25 protein-coding genes are annotated in these 23,705 nt (G+C 71.3%); 16 read left to right on the plus strand and 9 right to left on the minus strand.

Going from position 1 to position 23,705, the window contains the following annotated elements; genetic code table 11:
• The 3 genes from ACJ8AN_RS35525 to ACJ8AN_RS35535 all read right to left on the minus strand — a co-directional run bounded on the left by ACJ8AN_RS35525 (nucleotide 1) and on the right by ACJ8AN_RS35535 (nucleotide 2,322).
• Nucleotides 1-756: a DUF1338 domain-containing protein gene (locus ACJ8AN_RS35525; RefSeq protein ID WP_407760014.1), complete on the minus strand. Its 756-nt coding sequence runs from the start codon at nucleotides 754-756 to the stop codon at nucleotides 1-3.
• A 28-nt stretch (nucleotides 757-784) separates the two neighbouring features.
• Nucleotides 785-1,528 carry an alpha/beta fold hydrolase gene (locus ACJ8AN_RS35530; RefSeq protein WP_407760015.1) on the minus strand — a complete coding sequence of 248 codons (744 nt, stop codon included), beginning with the start codon at nucleotides 1,526-1,528 and terminating at the stop codon, nucleotides 785-787.
• Between the two features lie 539 nt (nucleotides 1,529-2,067).
• Complete coding sequence (locus ACJ8AN_RS35535) at nucleotides 2,068-2,322, minus strand: GlsB/YeaQ/YmgE family stress response membrane protein (protein WP_407760016.1); 255 nt, start codon at nucleotides 2,320-2,322, stop codon at nucleotides 2,068-2,070.
• Nucleotides 2,323-2,515: 193 nt separating this feature from the next.
• Between ACJ8AN_RS35535 and ACJ8AN_RS35540 the strand changes: the two genes are divergently transcribed.
• The gene (locus ACJ8AN_RS35540; protein WP_407760017.1) at nucleotides 2,516-2,776 is read left to right on the plus strand and encodes a phage tail protein; all 261 of its coding nucleotides are present in this window, start codon (nucleotides 2,516-2,518) and stop codon (nucleotides 2,774-2,776) included.
• A gap of 77 nt (nucleotides 2,777-2,853) precedes the next feature.
• On the opposite strand, the gene bioA is transcribed toward ACJ8AN_RS35540, so the two are convergent.
• Complete coding sequence (gene bioA / locus ACJ8AN_RS35545) at nucleotides 2,854-4,191, minus strand: adenosylmethionine--8-amino-7-oxononanoate transaminase (RefSeq protein ID WP_407760018.1); 1,338 nt, start codon at nucleotides 4,189-4,191, stop codon at nucleotides 2,854-2,856.
• Between the two features lie 134 nt (nucleotides 4,192-4,325).
• On the opposite strand from bioA, the gene ACJ8AN_RS35550 reads away from it, so the two are divergent.
• From ACJ8AN_RS35550 to ACJ8AN_RS35565, 4 genes are all read left to right on the plus strand, one after another.
• Nucleotides 4,326-4,805: a c-type cytochrome gene (locus tag ACJ8AN_RS35550; RefSeq protein WP_407760019.1), complete on the plus strand. Its 480-nt coding sequence runs from the start codon at nucleotides 4,326-4,328 to the stop codon at nucleotides 4,803-4,805.
• Between the two features lie 194 nt (nucleotides 4,806-4,999).
• Nucleotides 5,000-5,803: an acyl-CoA desaturase gene (locus tag ACJ8AN_RS35555; protein ID WP_407760020.1), complete on the plus strand. Its 804-nt coding sequence runs from the start codon at nucleotides 5,000-5,002 to the stop codon at nucleotides 5,801-5,803.
• An 83-nt stretch (nucleotides 5,804-5,886) separates the two neighbouring features.
• Entirely contained in the window at nucleotides 5,887-6,807 is a 921-nt protein-coding gene (locus ACJ8AN_RS35560) for an alpha/beta hydrolase (protein ID WP_407760021.1), read from the plus strand.
• 84 nt (nucleotides 6,808-6,891) lie between these two features.
• Nucleotides 6,892-8,070 carry a GNAT family N-acetyltransferase gene (locus tag ACJ8AN_RS35565; protein WP_407760022.1) on the plus strand — a complete coding sequence of 393 codons (1,179 nt, stop codon included), beginning with the start codon at nucleotides 6,892-6,894 and terminating at the stop codon, nucleotides 8,068-8,070.
• Here the strand turns inward: ACJ8AN_RS35565 and ACJ8AN_RS35570 are convergent.
• Nucleotides 8,067-8,606: a hypothetical protein gene (locus tag ACJ8AN_RS35570; protein WP_407760023.1), complete on the minus strand. Its 540-nt coding sequence runs from the start codon at nucleotides 8,604-8,606 to the stop codon at nucleotides 8,067-8,069. The two genes, ACJ8AN_RS35565 and ACJ8AN_RS35570, sit on opposite strands and share 4 nt — an antisense overlap.
• A 39-nt stretch (nucleotides 8,607-8,645) precedes the next feature.
• The gene (locus tag ACJ8AN_RS35575) at nucleotides 8,646-9,629 is read right to left on the minus strand and encodes a hypothetical protein (protein WP_407760024.1); all 984 of its coding nucleotides are present in this window, start codon (nucleotides 9,627-9,629) and stop codon (nucleotides 8,646-8,648) included.
• 266 nt (nucleotides 9,630-9,895) lie between these two features.
• On the opposite strand from ACJ8AN_RS35575, the gene ACJ8AN_RS35580 reads away from it, so the two are divergent.
• The gene (locus ACJ8AN_RS35580) at nucleotides 9,896-10,582 is read left to right on the plus strand and encodes a suppressor of fused domain protein (RefSeq protein WP_407760025.1); all 687 of its coding nucleotides are present in this window, start codon (nucleotides 9,896-9,898) and stop codon (nucleotides 10,580-10,582) included.
• Nucleotides 10,583-10,654: 72 nt separating this feature from the next.
• On the opposite strand, the gene ACJ8AN_RS35585 is transcribed toward ACJ8AN_RS35580, so the two are convergent.
• Both ACJ8AN_RS35585 and ACJ8AN_RS35590 read right to left on the minus strand, forming a co-directional pair.
• Nucleotides 10,655-11,578: a WD40/YVTN/BNR-like repeat-containing protein gene (locus tag ACJ8AN_RS35585; RefSeq protein ID WP_407760026.1), complete on the minus strand. Its 924-nt coding sequence runs from the start codon at nucleotides 11,576-11,578 to the stop codon at nucleotides 10,655-10,657.
• A gap of 49 nt (nucleotides 11,579-11,627) precedes the next feature.
• Nucleotides 11,628-12,380: a hypothetical protein gene (locus ACJ8AN_RS35590; protein ID WP_407760027.1), complete on the minus strand. Its 753-nt coding sequence runs from the start codon at nucleotides 12,378-12,380 to the stop codon at nucleotides 11,628-11,630.
• Nucleotides 12,381-12,696: 316 nt separating this feature from the next.
• On the opposite strand from ACJ8AN_RS35590, the gene ACJ8AN_RS35595 reads away from it, so the two are divergent.
• From ACJ8AN_RS35595 to ACJ8AN_RS35625, 7 genes are all read left to right on the plus strand, one after another.
• Entirely contained in the window at nucleotides 12,697-13,167 is a 471-nt protein-coding gene (locus tag ACJ8AN_RS35595; RefSeq protein ID WP_407760028.1) for a DUF2383 domain-containing protein, read from the plus strand.
• A gap of 163 nt (nucleotides 13,168-13,330) precedes the next feature.
• A complete protein-coding gene (gene amrS / locus ACJ8AN_RS35600; protein WP_407760029.1) occupies nucleotides 13,331-14,404 on the plus strand; it encodes an AmmeMemoRadiSam system radical SAM enzyme in 1,074 nt (357 codons plus the stop codon).
• A 108-nt stretch (nucleotides 14,405-14,512) separates the two neighbouring features.
• The gene (locus ACJ8AN_RS35605; RefSeq protein ID WP_407760030.1) at nucleotides 14,513-15,082 is read left to right on the plus strand and encodes a hypothetical protein; all 570 of its coding nucleotides are present in this window, start codon (nucleotides 14,513-14,515) and stop codon (nucleotides 15,080-15,082) included.
• A complete protein-coding gene (locus ACJ8AN_RS35610) occupies nucleotides 15,063-15,524 on the plus strand; it encodes a hypothetical protein (protein ID WP_407760031.1) in 462 nt (153 codons plus the stop codon). The genes ACJ8AN_RS35605 and ACJ8AN_RS35610 overlap by 20 nt, the downstream gene beginning before the upstream one ends.
• Nucleotides 15,525-15,563: 39 nt before the next feature.
• Nucleotides 15,564-16,202 (plus strand): LuxR C-terminal-related transcriptional regulator, encoded by a 639-nt coding sequence (locus tag ACJ8AN_RS35615; protein WP_407760032.1) that lies wholly within the window; start codon nucleotides 15,564-15,566, stop codon nucleotides 16,200-16,202.
• Between the two features lie 108 nt (nucleotides 16,203-16,310).
• Nucleotides 16,311-17,207, plus strand: a complete 897-nt coding sequence (locus ACJ8AN_RS35620; RefSeq protein WP_407760033.1) for a S1C family serine protease — start codon at nucleotides 16,311-16,313, stop codon at nucleotides 17,205-17,207.
• The gene (locus ACJ8AN_RS35625; protein WP_407760034.1) at nucleotides 17,204-18,115 is read left to right on the plus strand and encodes a S1C family serine protease; all 912 of its coding nucleotides are present in this window, start codon (nucleotides 17,204-17,206) and stop codon (nucleotides 18,113-18,115) included. Before ACJ8AN_RS35620 ends, ACJ8AN_RS35625 begins: the two co-directional genes overlap by 4 nt.
• A gap of 688 nt (nucleotides 18,116-18,803) precedes the next feature.
• Here ACJ8AN_RS35625 and ACJ8AN_RS35630 read toward each other — a convergent pair.
• Nucleotides 18,804-19,487 (minus strand): Crp/Fnr family transcriptional regulator, encoded by a 684-nt coding sequence (locus ACJ8AN_RS35630; RefSeq protein ID WP_407760035.1) that lies wholly within the window; start codon nucleotides 19,485-19,487, stop codon nucleotides 18,804-18,806.
• Between the two features lie 333 nt (nucleotides 19,488-19,820).
• Here ACJ8AN_RS35630 and ACJ8AN_RS35635 point away from each other — a divergent pair, with 333 nt between their 5' ends.
• The 3 genes from ACJ8AN_RS35635 to ACJ8AN_RS35645 all read left to right on the plus strand — a co-directional run bounded on the left by ACJ8AN_RS35635 (nucleotide 19,821) and on the right by ACJ8AN_RS35645 (nucleotide 23,689).
• Nucleotides 19,821-20,336 (plus strand): hypothetical protein, encoded by a 516-nt coding sequence (locus ACJ8AN_RS35635; RefSeq protein ID WP_407760036.1) that lies wholly within the window; start codon nucleotides 19,821-19,823, stop codon nucleotides 20,334-20,336.
• A 135-nt stretch (nucleotides 20,337-20,471) separates the two neighbouring features.
• Complete coding sequence (locus ACJ8AN_RS35640) at nucleotides 20,472-21,743, plus strand: hypothetical protein (protein ID WP_407760037.1); 1,272 nt, start codon at nucleotides 20,472-20,474, stop codon at nucleotides 21,741-21,743.
• Nucleotides 21,740-23,689 (plus strand): protein kinase domain-containing protein, encoded by a 1,950-nt coding sequence (locus ACJ8AN_RS35645; protein WP_407760038.1) that lies wholly within the window; start codon nucleotides 21,740-21,742, stop codon nucleotides 23,687-23,689. Before ACJ8AN_RS35640 ends, ACJ8AN_RS35645 begins: the two co-directional genes overlap by 4 nt.
• The last annotated feature ends 16 nt before the right edge of the window (nucleotides 23,690-23,705 follow it).

Raw genomic sequence — 23,705 nt, forward strand, 5'->3', positions numbered from 1 at the left:
TCAGGAGCCCGAGCGCTTCGTCATGTCGAAGAGGGCGCGGGCCTGGGGGCCGAGGAAACCGTCGAAGCCATTCGAGCGCTGGGCGATCTCGAAGTACGCATAGGGCCAGGTGCGCGAGCGCCCGTCCTCGAGCTTGAGGGTGACGGAGGCGGCGTGGGTGGCGGTCTGTCGCAGGTGGGTACCGGGCTCGCCCTCGATGTCTGCCTTCATGGGGACACCGGCCTCGCGCATGCGGCGCTGCCACACCTCCACGTCGTCCACGGAGCCGGTGAAGTGGTTCACCTTGCGGCCGAAGGCGAGCAGCCACGCGCCGTACTGGGACTCCTTCTCCAGGGCGAGCAGCGCGGACTCAGCGGGAGGAGGCGGGGCGGAGAACCAGTCGGCGAGCGCCTCGATGGAGTCGGGGGCGGGAGGATCCGCCGGGAGCGAGGCGAGGAGGCGCTGGGCGCCGGGCGAGAGCCTGTCGGCGAGGAGCTCGGAGATGAAGACGCGGGGGAGCCCCTCCGGATGGGACATGTAGATGGCGGAGAGGTGGGTATCGGGGAAGGTGTACTGGCCGGCGGGCTTCCAGCCGAAGCGCTCGAAGACGCGGGAGAAGAGCGCGATGCCGCCGCCGGGCCGGGCCAGAGAGCGGAGCGCGATGTGGTCATTGCGGAAGCTGCCGCCGGAGAGCTGGGCGAAGGTGCGCGCATAGGGCACCTCCGCGGCGTAGCGCTCCCACAGCAAATCCAGGAGTCGGGTGGCGTCAGGGCTCATGGCCCGCAGTCATACCCGGAAGACGGCCCTACTTCCCGCGCCGCTGCGCGAAGAGCCAGGTGCTCACGGCCTCGTCGAGGTACACGGTGTCGGAGAGGTCGTGGCCCAGGCCGGGCAGCTCGGTGTAGCGCACGGAGCGGCTGCCGGCGGCCTTGAGCAGCTCCAGCAGGGCGCGGCTCTCGGCGACGGGCACCACGGTGTCGGCGTCCCCGTGCCACATCCACAGGGGCAGGCCCTTGAGCTTCTCCGTCACCGAGTGGTCCGGGTAGCGCCCGGAGACGGCCACCACCGCGGCGAAGCGCTCGGGGTAGCGCGCGGCGAGCTGCACCACGCCCCGGGCCCCCATGGACTGGCCGGCCAGGTACACCCGATTGCTGTCTCCCCCGTACTCCACCAGGGTGCGCTCCAGCGCCTCGAGCGCGAAGTCCGCCACGTCTCCGCTCCACTCCCGCTCGGGCGGACACTGGGGCAGCACCAGCACGGCCGGGTAGCGCTCGGGGTGGAGCCGGGCCGCCTCCGCCATGCTCTGCGTCCTCGGCCGCTGCCCGTCGGTGCCGCGCGAGGCCGAGCCATGCAGTGCCAGGATGACGGGCCAGGCGCGCGTGCGCTGGTACCCCGGCGGCAGGTACACCGAGTAGAGATACGTCTCGCCGCGGAGGGAGAGGGTCTTCGCCACGAATGTGCCGGGGGCTCCACCTGGGGCCGGGGGCTCTCCCGTCTCCGGCGTACCCGCCAACAACCACGCCACCAGCACCAACGTCACCGAACCCATGGGCCTCCTCGCTTACCCGCACAGGTCCTGTCGCGGGATGGGGAAAGCCCTCAAACTACCCCTCCCTCAGAGGAGGCGGGACGCACTCGGAGCTAAGCAGGGGGCAAGGGTTGCGTTTCCATCACCCGGCGCTTGCATCTGACCGCTGAGGTGGGAAACTGCGGCTGCGCGCGTCCTCGGGGTTCGTCCTTGGAGGGGTTTGCATCCCGAGGACGCGCGCAGTCTTCCGCAACCGGATTCACGCCGCGGTCTGTGCCTTGGAGGGGTGCTCCCGCGGTCGTGGGCCGCGGATGAAACACCTCCGCCCGGCCCGGTATTCGGGGCGCACATACGGCGAAAACATGGGGGAATGCCAGTCAATGGTTCGCGGACCCATGAGCGCCGCTCGACGGCACTCATCAGTCCAGCTGATACCCCTGCCTTGACGCCACCAGCCTACATCATACCGGGCTGTGTGCCTAGTGGATTCTACGGTGGGCTTCCCAAATGCTGAGAAGCCACGTCCCAATCCTGGGAAAACCCGGCTCCGGAAGCGGCCCCTAGCGCCGGCTGGACATCATCTGCCCGAGCAACAGCAGCACGATGGCGCCCACGACGGCGCCGATGAAGCCGCTGGGCCGCAGCACGTGCCAGTTCCCGCCCCAGAGCACCGAGGCGATGAAGCCGCCCATGAACGAGCCGCCGATGCCCAGCAGCGTCGTGGCGATGAGGCCCATCCCCTGCCTGCCGGGCATGACGGCGCGAGCGATCAGACCCACAATCAAACCAAAGACAATCCATCCACAAAGGCCCATCGCGCCCTCCTGAGTCTGCGCTGGGGTGAGGCCCCAGTGTGCATGAAGTACGTGCCGGGGCGAACTTCCATTGCGCCCGAGGGGGGCTCGCGGGGCGCTGTGAAGCCGTTCACAGCTTTGGCGTGAAGCCGTTCGCTCCCCGGGTCCGGCGGACGTGGTCGTCTGGGCGCCTGGAAGTCCAGGGAACGCAGCCATGACAGACCCCCTCATTGGCGAGATCCGCATGTTCGCCGGCAGCTACGAGCCCCGCGGTTGGGCGATGTGCGACGGCCGGCTCCTGTCCATCTCGCGCCACTCCGCCCTCTTCTCCGTCGTGGGGACCGCCTACGGAGGCGATGGGATGACCACCTTCGCGCTGCCGGACCTGCGCGAGCGCGTCCCCCCCTCCACCCACGAGGGCTCTGGACCGAGCTTCATCATCGCGCTCCAGGGAAGCTTCCCCGCCCGGGCGTAGCGGCGCGTGCGGGGCTGGGGTCTCCGGAGTCGAAAGCGTCGGTCCGGTCCGACCATCGGACCAGTTGGGAAGAACTCTCAGGACGGGCCGGCCGCCACCTCGCGCAGGCTGGCCTCCACACCGGCGAGCAATTCCTCCAGCGCGGCATCCGGGATGTTGAGCGCGGGGGCGATGTACACCGTGTCCCCCATGGGGCGCAGGTACAGCCCGCGCCGCCTCGCCGCCTCGTACACGCGCCAGCCGCCCCGAGCCAGGTAGCCGCCACTTCCCAGGTCCACCGCGCCCACCATGCCGAGGGCCCTCGGGCGCACGACTCCGGGAATCGTCGCGGCCATGCGCTCGAAGGCGGCCGTCAGCTTCGGCGCCTTGCGCGCCACCTGCCCGAGCACGTCCTCGTCCCGGTACACCGCGAGCACCTCGCGCGCCACCGCCGCGCCCAGCGGGTTCCCACAATACGAGTGCCCGTAATACAGCGCTCGCGCCGGGCTTCCACCGAAGCCCGAGAAGATGCGCTCGGTGGCCAGCGTGGCGGCGAAGGGCAGCATGCCTCCGGAGAGCGCCTTCGCCAGACACAGCAGGTCCGGCACCACGCCCGCCAGGTCACACGCGAAGCGCGCCCCCGTGCGTCCCATTCCGGTGAAGACCTCGTCGGCGATGAGGAAGGTGTCCACCGCCCGCGTGGCCTCGCGCACGGCCCGGAGGAACTCGGGCGCGTACAGGTGCATGCCCGCCGCGCCCTGAATCACCGGCTCGAGGATGACGGCGGCGATTTCGTCCGGGTGCGCGCGCAGCGTGGCCTCCACCCGCGCGAAGGCATGCTCCCAGCCCCCGGGCTCCGCGGGAGACGGCACGTGCACCACGTCGAAGAGCAGCGGCCCGAAGACGTCGCGGAACACCTCCACCCCGCCCACGCTGGTGGCGCCAATCGTCTCGCCGTGGAAGGCCCCGGAGAGCGTGATGAAACGCGTGCGCTTCGGGCGGCCGTTCTGCGCCCAGTACTGCGCCGCCATCTTGATGGCGACCTCCACCGCCGTGCTCCCGTTGTCCGTGTAGAAGACGCGCGAGAGCCGCTCTCCGGCCGGTACGTCCGCGCGCTCGGCGCCCGGGGCCATGGCCACCAGTTCCTGGGACAGGCGGGCCGCCGGCTCGTGCGTCACTCCCGCGAGCGAGGTGTGTGGGAAGGTCCCGGCCTGCTCGGTGAGCGCGCGCACCAGACGCGGGTGCCGGTGCCCCAGCGTGGACACCCACCACGAGCCATTCGCGTCCAGGTAGCGCGAGCCGTCCGCGTCGTAGAGGTACGGGCCCTCGGCGCGCACCACCACCAGGGGGTCCGTCTTCGCGATGTACTCGTCCATCGCGGTATACGGGTGCCACACGTGCCGCTTGTCCAGCGTGACGATGTCCGCGCGCTCCATCCCGGTCGCTCCTCCCGATGCGCGGCCCTCCCTACCACAGCCCCCACGCCCCTGCCCGCGCCTCGACAATCGCACCGGGCCCGGCATCCCGGCATGGCGCTCCCCTCGCCGGGAGCGCTAGAGAGAGGCCTCGCATGGGCAAGAGATTCAACCGCACCTCCTCCTCCGTCCTGGCGCCCACCGCGCTCCTGTCGATGACCCTCGCCCTCTCCGCCTGCTCGGACAAGCAGGAGAAGGCGCCCACCACGCCCGGCGCGGCCTCCGTCTTCAAGGACTCGCCTTCGCCCGAGTCCCCCCCGGCGCCCGCCCCCGGCATGACGCCTCCGGCCGCGCAGGGGGGCCAGCCGCAAGCCAACGCCGGACGCACCCCGGAGCAGCTCTTCTTCAGCCTCGGCTGCCGGGCCTGCCACGCACCGGGTGCCGCTTTCGCCTCCGTGCTCGCCAACGCGCGCGGCAAGCCGCCGGAGGTGGTCGCCATGTGGATCCTCGATCCCCAGAAGGTCAAACCCGGCACGATGATGCCCAGCTTCTCCGGCCGCCTCACCACGAGCGAGGCGCTCGCGCTCGCCAACTGGCTCAAGGCCGGCCACCCGACGGACGCCGACTCCCCGTAGAACCCTCGCCCCAGGCGCACTCCACGTGAGGGAATTCCCTCCGGGAGCCCATGACGCGCGGGGCCATCTTCACCTCCCGCACACTCGGCCGCCAGGCTGCCAGTGGGGGAGCAGCCGCGTGCGCGGCCGTGACAATTTCATGATGGAGCCGCGTGTAGACCCCATGCGTCCTTTTCACCCCCCCGCGAGGACACATGGTCTACGCCTTCTTCATCTCGCACTGGCTGCTCTGCGTGCTCATGCAGAGCCTCTTCCTGCACCGCTACGCCGCGCACCGCATGTACACCATGGGGCCGCGCACCGAGCGCGCCGTGCACCTGCTCACCTACCTCATCCAGGGCTCCTCGTACCTGTCGCCGCGCGCGTACGCCATCCTGCACCGCCAGCACCACGCGTACTCGGACACCGAGAAGGACCCGCACTCGCCCCACTTCTACAAGGACGTGGTGCGCATGATGCTCTACACCAAGACGCGCTACGAGGCGTACGTCCATGACCGCGAGCAGCCCGAGGCCCGGTTCCTCGGTGGCTACCCCGAGTGGCCCCTCGTGGACCGGACACTCGCCCGGTCGTGGCCGATGACGCTCCTCTGGGTGGGCCTGTACTCGGCCTTCTACGTGGCCTTCGCCACCGCGTGGTGGCAGTTCCTGCTGCTGCCCGTGCACTTCGTCATGGGCCCCGTCCACGGCGCCATCGTCAACTGGTGCGGCCACAAGTACGGCTACCGCAACTTCCCCAGCAGCGACAAGTCGCGCAACACCCTGCCCATGGACCTCCTCACCATGGGCGAGCTCTTCCAGAACAACCACCACCGCTTCTGCATGAGCCCCAACTTCGCCGCGCGCCGCTGGGAGTTGGACCCCACGTGGCAGGTGATGCGCGTGATGGCGAAGCTCGGCCTCATCGAGATCGCCACCCCGCAGCGCGCCGTGTACCCCGACCCGCGCCCCCAGGATGCCGGCGAGCCCACGCACGTGGTCGACGCCCAGACGGCCTAGCGGGCAGGCCCCGATTCCGGCGGATGGGTGGAAGGGCGCGCGGCGGTATACCCGTGCCCCTCCCCTCCTCCTCCGGGAGCCTCATGCGCCGTGTCCTCTGGGCCGCCCTCCTCCTCCTGCTGGGCGGCCCCGCTTGTTCGCTGAAGCCCGTCCCGCCTCCCGCCGCGCCGGGCGATGCGCACGGGAGCCCGGCCCCCGCGACCGCGGAGCCGCCACGCGACGAGTCCGGGCGGAGTGCGGGCAGCTCCCATGGCGCGGGTGGACTGCCGTGCCAGCGCCGGGGCCGCGTGAGCTCCGGCGAGCGCGCCTATGCCTACTGTGTCGCGCAGGTCGCCGGGGCCGAGCTGAAAATCATCGAGCCCCAGGGCACCGCTCCGGGCGAGCCGCTACGGCTGGCCATCTACCTGCACGCGGATGGTGCCCTCGCCCACGATGGCGACAACGCCCCGCGCATCCAGGCTCCGTGGACCGCCAGCCACCGCACGCTCTACGTCTCGGCGCGCGCGCCCAACCGCTGCGGGTGGTGGCTCAAACCCACGGTGACGCGCTGCAACGACGATGAGCGGGATCGGGATGGCGAGGGCGTGAACGCCGGGGTGCTCGCGCGCATCATCGAGGCGCTGCGCTCCGGCTGGAACCTCGACAACGGGCCCATCCTCTACGGAGGCTCCTCCGGAGGCTCGGTCCTCCTCACATCGACCTTCCTCCCCAGGTACGGGGACCGCTACCCCGGGGCCTTCGCCCTCGGCTGCGGCGGGGAGATGCCCTGGACCGGCCGCCTCGAGTGGGACGGCACCAACCCCGAGCTGCGCGGACCCACGAAGCTCTTCTTCACCTACGGCGACCGGGACGATTACCTCGCCGACATCCGGAGCAGCATCGTCTACTACAGCCGGCTCGGCTTCCCCGTCGACGAGAAGGTCGTCCCCGACGCGGGGCACTGCCAGTTCGACCACCTCGGGAGGACCGTGGAAGTCTGGTCGCGGTATGTGGGCGAGGAGTAGTCCCTCGGGGGTCCGCCCGCCCGGCCCCCCGCTCCCGGTGGGTTGAGCGGCAAGGTTCCAGGAGCCGCGTTAAGAAGCTTTCCCGTGGCCGCCCACCTCCGCCTCCGTATCCTCGAGTCCATCACCGACGTTCCCGCCTCCGACTGGGACGCCCTCGTCGGACCCGATGCCCCTCCCTTCAGCCGCCATGCGTGGCTGTCCGCCATGGAGGAGAGTGGCAGCGCCCGCCTGGAGACGGGCTGGGAGCCCCAGCACCTGACCCTCTGGCGCGGCAAACAGCTCGTCGCCGCCTCGCCCGCCTACCGCAAGCACCACAGCATGGGCGAGTACATCTACGACTTCGCCTGGGCCGGTGCCGCCGAGCGCCTCGGCATCGAGTACTACCCCAAGCTCGTCGTCGGCGCCCCGCTCTCCCCCGCCACCAGCCCCCGCTTCCTCATCGCCCCCGGTGAGGACGTCGCCGCCCTCCGGCTCGCGCTCATCCAGGCCGCCGTCGAGAGCGCCCGCGAGAGCGGCTGCTCCTCCGTGCACTTCCTCTACCCCCGCGAGGACGAGGCGGATCTCCTCGAGGAGCAGGGGCTGGCGCGCCGCATCACCCTGCAGTTCCACTGGAAGAACCCGGGCTATCGCGCCTACGACGACTACCTGGCCCGCTTCGACTCCAAGCGCCGCTCGCAAATCAAGCGCGAGCGCGGGGCCGCCGCCAACCAGGGCATCACCCTCCGCACCGTGCGCGGCCAGGAGCTCGGCGTCGAGCACGCCAGGCGCGCCTTCCGCTTCTACGAGGCCACCTGCGAGGGCCGCGGGCCCTGGGGCCAGGTGCAGCTCACCGAGGACTTCTTCGTGCGCGCCTTCCGCTCGCTGCCGGAGATGGTGGAGCTCGTCCAGGCCGAGCGCGAGGGCAAGGTCATCGCCGGGGCCTTCAACCTCGCCACGCCCGAGCGCCTCTACGGCCGCTACTGGGGGTGCTTCGAGGAGCACCCCTTCCTGCACTTCCACGTGTGCCTGTACCACTCGGTGGACGAGTGCATCCAGGCGGGGCGCAAGGTGTTCGAGCCCGGCGCGGGCGGCGAGCACAAGGTCTCCCGCGGCTTCGAGCCCACGGCGGTGCACAGCGCGCACCTGCTCTTCGACCCGACGCTCGACAAGGCGGTGCGCGACTTCCTGCGCCGCGAGCACGCCCACCTGCGTCCCGCCATCGAGCAGGCCGAGCAACTCGCCGGCCTCAAGCCCTGGCCCCTCCAGGGCCGCGCCACCGGTTAGTAGCGCACGTCCAGGCTCGGCAGCAGCAGCCGGCCCTCGCCCTGGGCCTGCAACGACTGCCCCAGGTCCAGGTGCACCACCGCGTGGCCGCGCTCGGCGAGGTACGCCACGGGCGACTCGAAGCGCAGCGGCGCCACCCGCGTGTCGATGACTCCGTCGCCCGAGGCCCCCTCGTAGCCGCCGAAGTCGTCGAACTCCACCTCCACCTTCACCCGGTCCACGCCCTCGGGCACCACGAAGAGCCCGAGCAGGTACGCCTGCTCCGTCTGCGTGAGGTCCATCGCGAAGCGCGACTTGAGGCGCACCGGCAGGCTCTGTCCGTCCACCGTGGTGACGGAGACGCGCCGCACCTGCACCAGCGCCGACGCGTAGCCCGGGTTGTTCACCCCCTTCAGGCGCAGCTCGAAGCGTTGGCCCTGCACCTCCTCGGGGAAGTCAGGGCGGGGACCCGGCACCTCGCGCATCCGCGACTCCCCACCGCAGCCCCCCATCACCAGCGCGGCCGCTCCCAACACCGACAGCATCAGCTTCTTCATGGCGTGTGTTCTCCTGGAAGGTGTGTGAAGGAAACGGCGCTACTCGTGGCCCGGCTCCGTCGGGTCCGCGGCGATGCTCGAGGCGTGCGCCGGCGTGGCCCGCCCCGCGTCGAAGCCCCCGGGCAGCGCCCCACGCGCCCCCGCCTCGTTGTGCCGCCGCAGCTCCGCCGTCAGCCGCTCCAGGCCCTCGCCTCCCGCGTTGCCTCGCAGCGAGCGCAGCGCCTCGTCGAGCGTCCGGCCCCGCTTCGCGCTCGCCCCGAAGAGGCGCTCGTTGCACGTGGTCACCAGCGCCTCGCGCGCGAGCTCGAAACGCCGCGCCTCCTCCTCGCTCCTCACCCCTCCATCGCGGTCCAGGCCGGGGCTCGCCCACAACAGCCCCAGCGCCTGCTCCAGCCCGTCCACCCGCGCCACGCCCAGGTCGATCCGCCCCAGCGCCAGGCACTGCTCCAGCGCCCCCTCGTGCACCTTGAAGAAGCCCGCGTTGCGCGAGGCGCTCCGGGCCCCGTCGCTCGGCGTCTCCACGCAGTACGGGTCGTCCGGCGGACACGCCATCTCGCAGTCGTCGAAGGGCGTGCAGCAGGTGACGCGCGCGGCGCACTGCGTCTCGCCCAGGTCCCACTTCACCTGGAGCGCGCTGTCGAAGCTGTCATCCGACTTCCCATCACTGGCCGCCAGCGCCTGGCACTCCTCCACCGAATTCAGCTTCAGCTCGAAGCTCGCATCCCGCGTCCCCCCCACCTCCACCGCCATCGGCGCGGGGAACGGGTTGCCAAAGCCGTAGCGCCCCAGCAGCGGGTCCTCCACCACGTTGGCCACCGACCTGGCCGAGGGGTGGACATTGCGCAGCCGGTAGGTGAAGCGCAGCGTGGCGGGGAACTTCGTCACCTTGGGCCCCTCGCCCGGCTTGCCCTGGCCCTCGCCCTTCACCTGCACGCGCTTTTCACAGGTGAACTCGTGGGCTCCCGCAGCACCCGCCACCCCCAGCACCGCGGCCATGGCCGCCGCCTTCCATCCCCTCTGCATGTCGCTCCTCCATCTGTGGACCCGAGCGCCCTGGCTGCTCGTCGCTCCGTTCCCCCTTCACGACCCATACCGGGCGCCGGACCACCCACTTCGTCCACCGCATGCCGCTTCGTGGGTACAACGTGCGACAGGGATGCTCGCCTGCCTGCTCGGGGGTGTGGAACGGCGCGCCATGGAGTGGGAAGGCGGTTGCCCACCCTGGGAGCGGACAGTTCCATGCGATGGAAAGTGAATCGCGGGGAAACAACTCGTAGAGTCTCCCCGCTATGAAAGCGCCTGAGACGGATGAGGCCTTCTGCCAGTGGTACGAGGACTGCTGGGCGGATCGTGACGAGGTGGAGTACCCCAAGCTGTTCGGGGCCATCAGCGAAGAGGTCTACACGCTGGAGCAGACCGGTGCGTTGGAGGCCTGGCTCGAGAGCGACCTGGCCGAGGTGAAGGAGTTGGATCCGAACTGGGCGGGCATGGGCGTGCGCGTGGCGCCGCCGAGCCCCGAGTACCCCTACTGGACATACGTGACGAGCGGACTGTCCAACCCGATTACCCTCGCCCCGGGGGAGGAGGTCGACGCCAACAAGCCCAGCGGCCTGGGCTACGAGATGGTCATCCACACGCCCGAGGAGGCGCAGTGGCCGGTGCTCCGGCTGCTGGACATGATGGCGTACAACCTGGTGTGCATGCGCGCCTTCGCCATGGGGCACCGCTACCCGGTGGAGGGCACGCTGACGGGCGGGGAGACGAAGCTCAACGGCTTCATCTTCGTGACCGATCCCTCGCGCCCCACCCACTTCCAGCTCGAGTCGGGCCGGGTGGAGCTGCTCACGCTGGTGGGCGTGACGAAGAACGAGATGGCCTTCTCGCGCTCCAACGGCATGGATCGGCTGCTGAAGAAGCTCGTCGACGCGGGCCACGGCTACATCACCCGCCCGGAGCGCGAGCAGGTGCAGCTGTAGTCTCCAACCCCTTCCCCTCCCGTAGCTCGGGAGGGCGGCTCCCCTCTCCCCACGCGGGAGGGGGGAGTCCCACTACCCCATGCGGCCGTACATGCCGCCGCGGATGTCCACGCCCAGGCCCCACTCACGGCCGGCGAGGTCCACGTGGGGCCCGAGCGGCAGCGAGTGATGCGACCACGAGCGCCCGCCGTCCTCGCTCACGTGGAGCACCGGCTCGGGGCCCTTGGAGGGATCCGCGCCGCGGGTGAGCAGGCGCAGCACGCCGTCGGAGGCCACGAGGCGCAGCGGCTCACGGCCCGCGGGCAGCGGCTCGAGCCAGCGCACCTCGGTGCCCTGACGCTCGCCCACCCGGGCCTGGCCCTGCACCACGGCGGCCACGAAGGCCCCGTCCACGTCCACCACGCGCGAGGCCCCCACGTCCACCTGGCTCCACGTGGCGCCCCCGTCGCGGCTCACGGAGAGCCCCTGGCCCAGCAGGGCCACGCCGCCCTCCACGCGCCGCAGCCGCTCGGTGTGCGGGTTGCGCTCGCCCTCGAGCTCCAGCTCCATCCACGTGGCGCCCCCGTCCGCGGTGCGCCCGAGGAACCAGGCGCCGAGCACCCAGACCTCCTGGTCGTTCACGGCCAGCACCTGGCCGAGGCTCGGCGCGCCCACGGGTCCTCGCGGCTGCCACTCGCGGCCGCCGTCCGTGGACACCAGCAGGTGGTAGTCCGAGCCCGAGCCCGACGGCTTGAGCGAGGCGCCGATGGCCACGCCCACCGCCCCGTTGCAGTCCAGGGCCTGAATCCACCCCGGGCCTTCCCAGACCTTCGTCACGGAGCCGGCGGCGGCGCGGTACACCTGGGCCCGGCGCGCCTTCATCTTCTCCAGGAGGGCCCCGGCGGGCGGCTCGGACAGCGCGCCGATGAGCCCGAAGCCCTCACGGCTCGCGGCCACCGCTCCGACCTTCAACCCCTCGGACAGCTCTCCCAGCCTCTCCCAGTCTTTCTCCGGCACGCGTCAACCTCGGATGTCGAATGCGGGGGCGAACATGCCAGCCCGCCCGCTACCAGGGAAGCGAGAGGTGGGGCATCTTGATGAGCGGCGGGAACTTCGGCTTGAGATCGTTCCAGAGGTCCTTGAGCGACTCCTTGGCCATGTTCGGAATGTCCGAGGGCCGCATCTTCGCCAGGGCGACGGCCACCTGCCGCAGGCCGTCCTTGGTGAACAGGTCCTTGAGGTCCGGCGTGGTGCCGATCTTCATCAGGTCCTGCACCGGCAGCTTGTAGAGGCCCGACTGCACGTAGGCGTCCGGGTGCGAGTCGTAGGCGAACTTCTTGAAGGCCTCGGGGTCGCGCTCGAGCTGGGCGAAGCCCACCGGATCCTCCATGCGCCTGGTCTCGATGGACTCCTGGAGGGCCTTGAGGGTGCGGTCGCGCCACTCGAGGCCGACGGGGCTCAGGTCCTTGGGTCCGAGGCTGGAGAAGCGGTCGCAGTACTTCTGGCCGTAGTCCAGGTAGTACGAGGGCGGGGTCATCCCCGGGTTGCGGCGCACGAAGTCGTCGTAGCGCTTGCGGTAGTAGTCCCGGGTGCCGGTGGGAATCTCGGCGGGGAGGTTCTTGGCCGCGTTGCTGCGGCCCGGCGTGACGGCCTTCGCGGTGGCGCGGGTGGTGGTCTCGAAGGCATCCGCCGAGCGCGCCGGAGCCCCGGGCGACGAGGTGGCCGGCGAGCGGACCGTGTTCTTCGGCGCGGGCGCGATGGCCGGCTTGGACTCGGTCTGGGGGCGGGCGGGGGGAGTGCCCGGGCGGTCGATCCTCATGGTGGTGTTCCTCGAGATGCGCCCCGGCTGCGCGGACCACGGGCAGGCCGGGGGACAGGGGGGATTATCGCGAGGTCCGTCCGAAAGTTTCCACCCCAATGCGGAAAATACCGGGAGTGCGGAGAAACCGTGTGCGGCCACTGTCCCCCGAGGAGGGCAGCCGTTCACCGGGAGTGATTCGTGGCTCCCCGCCTACCGGGCGGCCCTTCGTCCCAGGACGTGGGGAGCTGTCCGCCCGGGCGGGTTGAGACCCCCGGGTGCCCGCCCCAGCTTTCGGCGGCGCGGGAATTCCGCGCAATCACGGGAGGTGGACGGAATGGCGGCGATCGATTTCAACCGGATGATCGAGCGGCTCAATGATCTCATCGCGCTCGACTACGACGCGGTGGGGGCCTACGAGGCGGCCATCAACCGCATCGACGTGGAGTCGCTGCGCATGAGCCTGCGGGGCTTCCAGCAGGACCATGAGCGGCACATCCGGGACCTGTCCGGGGTGGTGACGCGGCTGGGCGGCACGCCGCGCACGAAGCCGGATGCCAAGGGCTTCATCCTCAAGGGCTTCACGGCGGTGACGGCGATGATGGGCAACGAGGCCGCGCTGCAGGCGATGCGGGGCAACGAGACGCTCACCAACCGCACCTACCGCATGGCGCTGGACGAGGACTGGAGCGACGAGGCCCGCGTCATCATCCAGCGCAACTTCGAGGACGAGCAGCGGCACCTGGCCTTCATCGAGACCGCCCTGCGCAACCGCATCTGGGAGCAGGGCCCGACGGTGCAGCAGTAGGCCGCTCGGGGGCTCGAGGACCGGGGCGGCCGGGGGAGGACACCTGGCCGCCCGGGGGCCCGGCCTCGGGGAAGGCAGCGGGAGCGGGACGGCTGCCCGCTTCCCCACGTGTTCCCTCTTCTGTGGGAGGGCGGGGATGCACCCGCCCCACGGGGAGGGAGTCATGCAAGAGAGCGAATACCCCGCGCGCTGGTGGCACGCGCTGGAGGACGGGCGCATCCAGTGCGACCTGTGTCCTCGCGACTGCAAGCTGCACGAGGGCCAGCGGGGCATGTGCTTCGTGCGGCAGCGCACGGGGGACCGGATGGTGCTCGGGACGTATGGGCGCTCGTCGGGGTTCTGCGTGGACCCCATCGAGAAGAAGCCGCTGGTGCACTTCCATCCGGGCAGCAGCGTGCTGTCGTTCGGGACGGCGGGGTGCAACCTGGCGTGCCGCTTCTGCCAGAACTGGGACATCTCCAAGTCGCGCGAGATGGATCGGCTCACCGACGAGGCCACGCCCGAGGCGATTGCGCGGGCGGCGGAGGCGTACGGGTGCCGGAGCGTGGCCTTCACGTACAACGATCCGGTCATCTTCGCCGAGTACGCGATGGACGTGGCGGACGCGTGCCATGCGCGAGGCATCCAGACAGTGGCGGTGACGGCGGGCTACATGCATGCCGAGCCGCGCCGCGACTTCTACGCGAAGATGGACGCGGCGAACGTGGACCTGAAGGCCTTCACCGAGGACTTCTACTTCCAGCTCACGGCGGCGCACCTGAAGCCCGTGCTGGAGACGCTCGAGTACCTCCACCATGAGACGAAGGTGTGGCTGGAGATAACGACGCTGCTGATTCCGGGGAAGAACGACTCGGATGAGGAAGTGGGAGCGATGAGCGAGTGGCTGCTGAAGCACCTGGGGCCGGACGTGCCGCTGCACTTCACGGCGTTCCATCCGGACTACAAGCTGCGGGACCTTCCGCCGACGCCACCGGCCACGCTGCGAAGGGCGAGGGACCTCGCGCGCAAGGCGGGGCTGCGGTACGTGTACACGGGCAACACGCACGACCCCACGGGGGAGACGACGCCGTGCCCGGACTGTGGCAAGGCGCTCATCGTGAGGGACTGGCACGCCATCCTGGAGTACCGGCTCACGAAGGAGGGCGCGTGTCCGGACTGCGGAGCGAAGGTACCGGGCCACTTCGATGCGGAGCCGGGAGACTTCGGCCGGCGCCGGGTGCCCGTGGCGGTGATGTGACCCATCACCCCTCGCCCTCCGGGAAAGAAACGGGGTGAGGGTAGCGAGGACCCCGGGTTGCACGGACAGGCGCGACGGCCGAGGAGGCACACGGTAACGTCCGCGCGAATGCGTCCTCTCATCCGTATCCTGCTGCTCGCCGCGGGTTGCTCGGTGATGCTGGCCACCACGCTCGCCCGTCCCGACGGTCCCTACTCCACCCACCCCGTGCAGCTCCCCGCCGGAGGAGCCGAGACCTTGGAGCTCTCCGTGATGGGCAGCGGGGGCCCGCCCTTCGCATCCACCTCGTACGTCCGCACGCTGTCGCGCGCCGGCCGGCTCGTGGGAATCATCTCCCCCACCCCGCCGCCAGCCGAGGCGCTCACCACGCTCGCGCCCAGTGCTTCGTATGTCGTGGGCGAGCAACTGGAAGGGCTCGGCACGGTGGCCTTCGTGCTCTTCGCTCCGCATGAGGAGTTCTTCGACAAGGACAAGGGCCAACCGCCGCTCCTGCCCGAGCCCGGGACGGCCTACCTCACGCTGTACGCGCCGGATGGGCCGATGGACGCGGAGCTCTCCTTCGCCCTGGGCACCATGCAGTTCCGGTGCAACTGCCGCGTCGAGGTCAAGGCCACCCGCGTGAACCGCTGGCATCCGCGAGCGGAGCAGGAAGGCACGGATGGCGGCAGCGGCCCCTGAGACGCCGGACCCGCGTCCCGCGCTCTTCACGCGAGCGTTGCCAGTAGCCGCCATGGTGCTGGTGGCGCTCAACGACCACGTGCTCAAGGGAGCGGGGCTGTTGCCGGGGTGGCTCACCGGGAAGCTGTCCGACTTCGCGGGCCTCTACTTCGCGCCGCTGCTCGTCGCGGAGCTGTGGATGTTCGCGCGGCCGAGTCCCATGGCCCGTGTCCCGGTGCGCCGGGTGGCGTGGGCCGCGTTGGGCTTCGGCGTGCTCTTCACCGCCATCAAGACCTCCGCCCCGGCCGATGCGCTGTACGAGGCCGCGCTCTCCGCCCTGCTGCGGCGTCCGGCGAGCAACACCGTGGACCCGACGGACCTCGCCGCGCTGGGGATGCTGGCCGTGGCCGTGTGGGATGCCCGACGTCTGATGCGGCGCGGCAGGCTCGCGCGACACGCGTAGCCGAGCGAAGCGCGCACGGGCCGGTTAGGCATAGGCGCTGTGCTGGACTCCGACGCCTCACCCGTCCGTCTCGCCCTGGTCGCCGAGGACCCGCTCGCCCGGGGTGCGCTCTCCCGAGCCCTCTCGGAGCAGGGGGGCGGCCTCGTCGTCATCGCGTCCGGCACGCTCGCGGAGGTGGAGTCCTCGCGCTCCGACGCGGCTCCCGACGCCGTGCTGTGGGACGTGGGCCTGCACCCGGCCGAGCCCGGTGGGCGGATGGATGCACCGGACCTCGGTGCTCCCGTGCTCGCGCTCGTGCCCGATGAGTCCGCGGGAGAGGGCGCGCTCTCGGCGGGCGCGCGGGGACTGCTCTTCCGGGACGTGGCGCCCGCGACCCTGCTCGCCGCGCTCCGGGCCGTGGCGCGAGGCCTGAGCGTGTTCGACCCGGCCCTCTCCGCCCTGCGCACCCCCGCGCGCGCCTCATCGTCCACCGCAGCGCCCGAGGGCCTGACGCCCCGTGAGCGCGAGGTGCTCGCACTGCTCGCCGAGGGCCTGTCCAACAAGGCCATCGCCGAGCGGCTCGACATCAGCGAGCACACCGCGAAGTTCCACGTGAACGCGGTGCTGGCCAAGCTGGGCGTGCAGCGGCGGACGGAGGCGGTGGTGCGGGCCGCGCGCCTGGGGCTCGTGACGCTCTGACCCGGATGGGGAGGCCCCCTCCCCATTCGGGCAGGTCGCGAGCCATCCATCTCGCCGATGTGCGGCGCGAGCGGGCCCTTTAGTTTTTGGAGCGAAAGGAAACGCTCCATGTCCGCCGATCTCGCCGCCTTCTCCCAGTCCCTCGCCTCCATCGTCGAGCGCATCGCCCCGAGCATCGTCCGGGTCGAGGCCCGCCGCCGTCACGGTGCCACTGGCATCGTCTGGGATGCCGAGGGCCACATCGTCACCACGCACCACGCCATCGAGCACGAGGGCTCCATCACGGTGGGCCTCGCCGATGGCCGCACCGCCTCGGCCGAGCTCATCGGGAGGGACCCGTCCACGGACCTCGCGCTGCTCAAGGCGGACCTGCCCGGCCTCACGCCGCTGGCGCCCGCGCCCCTCGAGGGCCTCGCGGTGGGCCACCTCGTGCTCGCCATCGGCCGGCCCGGACGCACCGCGCGCGCCACGCTCGGCATCGTCAGCGCGTTCGGCGAGAGCTGGCGCACCTTCGCCGGAGGCCGCATCGACCGCTATCTCGAGACGGACGCGGACCTGCCGCCCGGCTTCTCCGGCGGGGCGCTCGTGGACGCGCAGGGCCGGTTCCTCGGCCTGCTCACGGCGGCCCTGTCGCGCACCGCCGCCGTCGTCATTCCCGGGGAGACGCTCGGCCGGGTGACGCAGGCGTTGCGGCAGCACGGGGGCATCCGCCGGGGCTACCTCGGCGTGGGAGCGCATCCGGTGCGCCTGCCGCAGAGCCTCCACGCGCGCGCGGGCAGCGAGGCGGGCCTCATCTTCCTCACCATCGAGCCCGAGGGCCCCGCGGACAAGGCCGGGCTGATGATTGGCGACGTGCTGGTGAGCCTCGGGGGCCAGCCGCTGCACAGCATCGAGGAGCTGCTGGGCTACCTCGGCGACGAGAAGGTGGGGACGCAGGTGCAGGCGAAGGTGCTGCGCGCGGGCGAGGTGCGCGAGGTGCCCATCACCATTGGGAGGCGGTCTTGATTCTGCAACAGTTCTCCGACGAGCTCGAGTCGCTCGTCTCCAAGGCGGCGCCCGCGGTGGTGGCGGTGCAGCACGCGCGAGGCCATGGCACGGGCCTCTTCCTCACGCCGGACGGTTACGTGCTGACCAACCGGCACGTGGTGCGCAGCCGGGGCCGGCTCACGCTCGAGCTGCACGATGGGAGCGAGGTGCGCGGCGAGCTGGTGGGCGCGGACCAGCCCACGGACCTGGCGGTGGTGCGCGCCGAGGGGCCCACGACGTTCCCCACGCTGCCGCTGGCGGATCCGCATGACGTGCGCGTGGGGCAGTTGGTGATGGCCATTGGCAATCCCTTCCGGCTGGAGCAGTCGGTGTCGATGGGCGTGGTGAGCGCCATCAACCGCACGCTGCCGCTGCCGGACGGGGTGATTCTCGAGGGCCTGTTGCAGACGGACGCGGCCATCAACCCGGGCAACTCGGGCGGGCCGCTGCTCAACATGCACGGGCAGGTGGTGGGCATCAACACGCTGGTGCTGCCGTACGCGCAGGGCATCGGCTTCGCGGTGAGCGCCACCACGGCGGCCTGGGTGGCCAGCCTGCTCATCCAGCGCGGCAAGGTGGAGCGGCGCTTCCTCGGCATCGCCGCCACGGCCGTCAACCTCCCGGCGCAGCGGGCCCAGGAGGCGGGCCAGCCGCGCGCGGTGCGCATCATGAAGGTGGGCGAGGGCACGCCCGCGGCCGACGCGGGACTCGAGGCGGAGGACCTGTTGCTCGGCATCGACGAGCGGCCCGTCACCAGCGTGGACGACGTGCAGCGACTGCTGGCGCTCGCCACCGAGCCCGAGGTGCGTCTGGAGGTGTTGCGCAAGGGCCGGCGCCGCACCGTGCGGGCCCGCACCGCCTCTCGCGAACAGAGCAAGGCGGCGTAGGTCGCCACGCGGCCCCGGTGGTGATACCCGCAGGCCGCGTCCGCGGTCATCCGGGTCGCCGCCGCCGAGGGCGTCACCGTCACCCGCACGCCGGACTCGCTCGTCCGGGGCCCCGGCGTTCCGGCCTCATCCCCGGAATCCCAGATAAGCTGTCCAGCAGCGGAATCTCTTGGAGGAGCGAGTACCCCTTTTTCTCACCTAGAGTGGAAATGGCTTCCGCTTCTGGTGTATCCCTGCGGCCTCACGTGGAGGAGCGCCCCGGCTGATCGCGCGCCGCCCTCCCGGAGGCCCCTGCCACGGAACCGCCCCCGGTGTCTGTGAACGGCTTCACACGCTCCACGTGAGTCCCTTCACATCCTCCGAGGGGCTCCTGGGGCTATGACTGCTCTTGGGATCAGGGACGGAATTTCCTGTTGGACCCGAACGCACCCATGTGCGTGCGAAGTGCCGTCGGTGCGAGGTGGTCGCTGGCCATGTCCTGAGGGGGGATGGTCGCCCACCGCGCACGGCACGGAAGGGCCACGCTGGGGGGTGTGGCGCTTCACCACCGGGTCCGGGAGTCGTCGTCCCAGGTTCCAAGGGCGCGGGGGCCGAGCTGGGGGGCTCGGCCTCCACCCATGTTTTCCGGGAGTCGAGACCGCGCTGGGGGGCGCGGACTCCTCCCCACCGTCGTCTGCGGGAGCTCCCGTCAGTCCACGTCGCGGCGCAGGCGCTCGAGGTCCAGGAGGGTGATCTGCCCGCCCTCGGACGAGAGCAGGCCCTCGCGCTTGTAGAAGCTCAGCCACTTGTTGGCGCTCTCGCGCGTCACCCCGCAGAGGTTGGCCAGCTCCGCCTGGGTGAGCTTGCGGATGACGACACCTCCGCCCTCGGCCGCGGGCTGTCCCTGCGTGCGGGCCAGGTCCAGCAGCACCCGCGCCAGCCGCGCGCGCGCATCCAGGAAGGCCGAGTCGTGCACCAGCTGCGTCACCCGCCGCACCATGCGGCTGAGCACCGCCAGGAGGCCCATGGCCACCTGCGGGCGCTCGCCGAGGAAGCGCCGGAAGTCCTCCTGGTGCAGGCTCAGCAGGTGCGTCTCGTCGCGCGCCACCGCGTCCGTCGAGCGCGGCTCCCCATCCAGCAGCGCCAGCTCGCCGAAGGCATCGCCCCGGGCCAGCAGCGCGAGGATGACCTCCTTGCCCTCCGAGGAGCTCAGGCGGATGGCCACCTCGCCCTGGCGCACGATGAAGAGCGCCGTGCCCACGTCCCCCTGGTGGAAGATGACCTCGCCCTTGCTGTAACGCCGCTGCTGGAGCAACCTCGACAGGTTCTCCAGATCCTCGTTCCCGAGGTGCTCGAACATGGGAATTTGAGCCAGCAGCTTCGCGTACGACATGCGGGCACCTCGGCCGTCCGGGACGGGAGAAGCAGGCGAATGCCGGAAGTCTCCCCCCCAATGGGCCCGGGTCCAAAGGTTATTCGGCTTCACTCCCGGTCCAAGTGTCCCCTCGCCTGCACACCGCCCATGTCCCGTCCCCCGGCGGGTGCGTACATTGACCGGGCCATCCGCTTGCGAAATGATGGTTGGCTGTCGTAACGCCGAACCCCGTACGCGTGGATGCCACGGCGGCGTTCCTCGAAGCCCGACGAGCGCATGACCGCAGAGGCCACCTCCACTCCCACGATGCCCCGCCCCCAGTGCCCACGTTGTGGGACGGTGGTGCCGCTCGTGGGTCCGGGCGTCCAGGTCATCCGGTGCGCGGGTTGTGGAGCCGCCCTGCAGGTGAGCGCGCGGCCCGTGGAGCAGCCGAGGACGCCCTCCGCGCCCCCCATTGCCGATGGGCCCATCGCGCGTCCCCGGCGCCGGCCCATGGTGGAGCTCTCCACCCCCAAGCCGCGCCCCGAGCCCGCCTCCCCGCCCGTCACCTTCACGGTGGAGCTCTCGCAGACGGACATCGAGACGGGGGGCCTGGACGGGGAGCCCGTGCCCCCTCCCCCCGCTCCGGTGCCCACCGCCCCCGCGGCGGCTCCGGCGGCGGTCCCCGGCATCATCGACACGCCCTGGTACGCCGAGGACATCGAGCGGCTGCCGGAGGCGAGCATGAGCCTGGCGCAGCTCACGCTGGAGGACCTCGCTTCCCTGCCTCCCCTGCCGCTGCGGCCCGACCTGCCCCCGGGCTCGCGGACCGGGACGGCGCCGGCTCGCCCGCCTGGTGGGCCTCCGTCGCATTTGCAGGGGAAATGACAGCAATCCAGCAGGCTGGTGCTCTGACGGCCGAGCCCGCAACCCCATGAAGCCCGGCACGGGTCGCTGGGGTACAATGCCCCACGCGCGGGGTCCGGCGACGGCACGCATCGAGGAGGGAGTGGAGGAAGCGCGATGAGGAACGCAACCAGCATGGAGCCCCTGACGGGCTCCTCGGCGGACCTTCAGGCGGCGCGACAGGGCTGCATCGAGCTGGGGCGTCAGGCCGAGGGCATCGCCGAGTGGGTCGTCCCCCTGCTGCGCCAGGCGAGCCAGGAGCTCGGCCGTCTGGAGTCGCAGCGCGACGAGCTGCGCAAGACGGGCGCCCGCGAGGCCCAGCAGTCCGTGCTGCCCCAGCTGCTCGAGCGCATCGACGAGCAGGGCCAGCACGTCAAGCGCCTGGAGCGCGCCAGCCGCGGCCTCCGGGAGCTCAGCTCCGCGCTCGGGACGTTGGGCGAGCAGTTCCAGAACGGGCTCGCGCGCCACGACGAGGAGCGGCGCGAGCTGGAGGCCATCGCCCGCGAAGAGAAGCGCATGTGGCTCCACGAGCTCCACACCCTGCGCGAGCAGGTGCGCGCCCAGGGTGGCCAGGGCCAGGCCACGGGCCCCTCGCCCGCGCAGCAGGAGGAGCTGAAGCGGCTGCGCGCCGGGAACGAGGTCCTCCCGAAGCTGCGCGCCGAGCGGGACAGGCTCGCCAATCGCACGGCCGAGCTCGAGAAGCAGCTCGCCACGAAGGAGCAGACGCTCGAGGCCAAGGAGCAGACCATCGAGGATCTGCGCCGGATGATCGTCCTGCTCACGGGCGACAAGTCCGACTCCGCCCCGTCCTCGCCCACCGCGCCCAAGCCCCTGCCGGCGCCCATCAGCGTCGTCCCGGTCACCACGCCCCGGGTGGCCCCGCCTCCGCCCCCGCCACCCGCCGCGGTGACGCCGCCCGTCCGGCCGGCCCAGAAGCCGCCGGAGACGATGTTCGGCAGCAGCACCATGCAGATCGCCAACAGCCTGCTGGAGACGCTGGGCCCGAGCACCCCGGCCGACCCGCCTCCCGTGACTCCGGCCTCCGTGCCTCCCGTCACACCCGCGCGCAAGGTGCCCAGCGTGGATGTCATCCTCGGCCCGCTCGACGAGCTGGAGCCGCCGCCGCCGTCGCTGCCTCCGCCCGTGCCCTTCGCGCCGCCCGTGCCGGTGGCGTCTCCCTCCTCGGCGGCCAAGGCCCCCCCCATGCCCAAGGCGAGCACGCGCGTGGCGCCCTCGGGGCCCGCGCTGACCCCCGCGCCCCTCCCCATCGCCGTGCCGCCCCGGCCGCCTCCTGCCGCCGAGCGCTCCGGCACCCTCGTCATCAGCGAGGACATGTTCAACGAGATGCTCGTCGACGCGCATCCCCCCGGCGGGCCCGGTAAGAAATGAGCAAGCCGTCCGGGGACTCACTGCCGGCCCGCTTCGGCCGCTACGTGCTGCTCAGCCACCTGGGCCGCGGCGGCATGGCGGACATCTACCGGGGCATCGCCCTGGGCGCCAACGGCTTCGCCAAGCCCGTCGTCGTCAAGCGCGTGCTGCCCGAGGCCACCCAGCAGGAAGCGGCGGTGAAGATGTTCATCGAGGAGGCGCGGCTGTCGGCGCTCCTCCAGCACATGAACATCGCGCAGATTTTCGACTTCGGAGAGCACCGCGGCGAGTACTTCATCGCCATGGAGTTCATCCATGGGCGCGACCTGCACGACATGATGCGGCGCGTGTCGGCGAAGGGACAGGGCGTCCCCGTGCACATCGCCTGCTACATCGCCATGGAGGTGCTCAAGGGATTGGACTACGCGCACCGGGCCCGCTCGGCGCTGGGCGAGCCGCTCCACCTGGTGCACCGCGACGTCAACCCCACCAACATCATCCTCTCCTTCGAGGGAGAGGTGAAGCTGCTGGACTTCGGCGTGGCGCTGGTGGGCAGCGACGACAACGGCAACAACGTGCGCGGCAAGCCGGGCTACATCCCCCCGGAGCAGCTCACCCGGAAGAAGGCGGACGGGCGCGGCGACATCTTCGCGCTCGGCATCACCCTGTACGAGCTGCTGGCGCGCAAGCACGCCTTCAAGGCGGGCACGATGATGGACATCCTCAAGCAGACGGTGGCGCTGAGGGCCAAACCGCTGCGGCTGCAGGATGCCGCCCCCTTCCTGCCCGAGCCGCTGTGCACCGTCGTCAACCGCTGCGTCGTCGCCAACCCGGACGAGCGCTTCCAGTCGGCCGCCGAGGTGCTCGACGCGCTCGACGAGTTCCTCCTGGCCGCCGGCCTGCGCGTGTCCCAGCGCGACCTCGCCGCGCTCATGGCCTCGTACTACGAGCCCGAGGTGCGCACCCCGCCCGTGCAGCCTCCCATCCCCGACGGGCTGCTCGCCCAGGAGCCGCCCGCCCCCCAGGCCGTGGCCCCCACCTACACCGTGCGCGAGCCCGGTGGCGGCCTCTTCCTCATGAAGCTGGGCGAGGAGGACGTGCAGCTGCTCTTCGCCTCCGGGAAGCTGTCGCCCGAGGCCCAGGTGTCCCAGTCCGGCGGGCCCTTCCTGCCGCCCTCGGCCTTTCCCCGCCTGAGCGCCGCGGCGGCCTCGGCCCGCGAGCAGCTCGAGGCCCGGCGCGCCACCGCCCGCCCCCCGCGCTTCGCCGGGGACCTGGCCCGCGTGCCTCCCGTGCGCATCATGGCCCGGCTGATGCTCTCGCGCGCCACCGGCCGGCTCCACTTCGAGCACAACCGCACCCACAAGGAGCTCTTCCTCAAGGCGGGTCAAATCATCGCCGTGCGCTCGAGCCTCGCCGCGGACCGCTTCGGCCCCTTCCTGCTCAACACCGGCAAGCTGAGCCAGGAGCAATGGCAGCGCGCGGTGGAGAACACGCGCCCCTTCTCCGGACGGCTGCTGGACGCGCTGCTGGCCGCCCGCGTCCTCTCCCCCTCGGAGCTGGCCGAGTGGTCGCGCGAGCACCGGCGCACCGTGGCCCTGAGCCTGCTCGGCTGGACGGCCGGCCGCTACGCCTTCTTCGAGCACGAGGCCCCCATCACCGACGGCTCCGAGGAGCGGCTGGGCGGCCTGGCCCTGCTCAACGAGGGCCTGCGCGTGCACTACCCGCTCGAGCGCCTCATGCGCGAGCAGGAGTCCCTGCGCCACAAGCCCCTCTTCCGCAACCTGGACGCCCCCGTGGCCGCCAGTGACCTGGCGCTCTCGGCCACCGAGCTGCGCACCGCCTCACTGCTCAACAAGCCGGGTGGTACCCTCTCCGCCGCACTTGCGGAACTCAAGCGTCCAGAGGATGAAGTAGCCTTGCGCCGGGTGGCGCTGCTCTTCACCGAGGTAGGACTCCTGGCGGCCTGAGGCACGCCAGGAGGGA

Source organism: Archangium sp. (assembly GCF_045802675.1).
GTDB lineage: Bacteria > Myxococcota > Myxococcia > Myxococcales > Myxococcaceae > Archangium.

What these genes read in the sequence shown, in the direction of transcription:
- ACJ8AN_RS35530 (WP_407760015.1), bottom strand. Translation starts at nt 1,528, where the DNA reads ATGGGTTCGGTGACGTTGGTGCTGGTGGCGTGGTTGTTGGCGGGTACG.
- ACJ8AN_RS35620 (WP_407760033.1), top strand. Translation starts at nt 16,311, where the DNA reads ATGTCCGCCGATCTCGCCGCCTTCTCCCAGTCCCTCGCCTCCATCGTC.
- ACJ8AN_RS35645 (WP_407760038.1), top strand. Translation starts at nt 21,740, where the DNA reads ATGAGCAAGCCGTCCGGGGACTCACTGCCGGCCCGCTTCGGCCGCTAC.
- ACJ8AN_RS35570 (WP_407760023.1), bottom strand. Translation starts at nt 8,606, where the DNA reads ATGAAGAAGCTGATGCTGTCGGTGTTGGGAGCGGCCGCGCTGGTGATG.
- ACJ8AN_RS35560 (WP_407760021.1), top strand. Translation starts at nt 5,887, where the DNA reads ATGCGCCGTGTCCTCTGGGCCGCCCTCCTCCTCCTGCTGGGCGGCCCC.
- ACJ8AN_RS35640 (WP_407760037.1), top strand. Translation starts at nt 20,472, where the DNA reads ATGAGGAACGCAACCAGCATGGAGCCCCTGACGGGCTCCTCGGCGGAC.
- ACJ8AN_RS35630 (WP_407760035.1), bottom strand. Translation starts at nt 19,487, where the DNA reads ATGTCGTACGCGAAGCTGCTGGCTCAAATTCCCATGTTCGAGCACCTC.
- ACJ8AN_RS35525 (WP_407760014.1), bottom strand. Translation starts at nt 756, where the DNA reads ATGAGCCCTGACGCCACCCGACTCCTGGATTTGCTGTGGGAGCGCTAC.
- ACJ8AN_RS35540 (WP_407760017.1), top strand. Translation starts at nt 2,516, where the DNA reads ATGACAGACCCCCTCATTGGCGAGATCCGCATGTTCGCCGGCAGCTAC.
- ACJ8AN_RS35595 (WP_407760028.1), top strand. Translation starts at nt 12,697, where the DNA reads ATGGCGGCGATCGATTTCAACCGGATGATCGAGCGGCTCAATGATCTC.
- ACJ8AN_RS35610 (WP_407760031.1), top strand. Translation starts at nt 15,063, where the DNA reads ATGGCGGCAGCGGCCCCTGAGACGCCGGACCCGCGTCCCGCGCTCTTC.
- ACJ8AN_RS35605 (WP_407760030.1), top strand. Translation starts at nt 14,513, where the DNA reads ATGCGTCCTCTCATCCGTATCCTGCTGCTCGCCGCGGGTTGCTCGGTG.
- amrS (WP_407760029.1), top strand. Translation starts at nt 13,331, where the DNA reads ATGCAAGAGAGCGAATACCCCGCGCGCTGGTGGCACGCGCTGGAGGAC.
- ACJ8AN_RS35580 (WP_407760025.1), top strand. Translation starts at nt 9,896, where the DNA reads ATGAAAGCGCCTGAGACGGATGAGGCCTTCTGCCAGTGGTACGAGGAC.
- ACJ8AN_RS35550 (WP_407760019.1), top strand. Translation starts at nt 4,326, where the DNA reads ATGGGCAAGAGATTCAACCGCACCTCCTCCTCCGTCCTGGCGCCCACC.
- ACJ8AN_RS35555 (WP_407760020.1), top strand. Translation starts at nt 5,000, where the DNA reads ATGGTCTACGCCTTCTTCATCTCGCACTGGCTGCTCTGCGTGCTCATG.
- ACJ8AN_RS35535 (WP_407760016.1), bottom strand. Translation starts at nt 2,322, where the DNA reads ATGGGCCTTTGTGGATGGATTGTCTTTGGTTTGATTGTGGGTCTGATC.
- ACJ8AN_RS35590 (WP_407760027.1), bottom strand. Translation starts at nt 12,380, where the DNA reads ATGAGGATCGACCGCCCGGGCACTCCCCCCGCCCGCCCCCAGACCGAG.
- ACJ8AN_RS35575 (WP_407760024.1), bottom strand. Translation starts at nt 9,629, where the DNA reads ATGCAGAGGGGATGGAAGGCGGCGGCCATGGCCGCGGTGCTGGGGGTG.
- bioA (WP_407760018.1), bottom strand. Translation starts at nt 4,191, where the DNA reads ATGGAGCGCGCGGACATCGTCACGCTGGACAAGCGGCACGTGTGGCAC.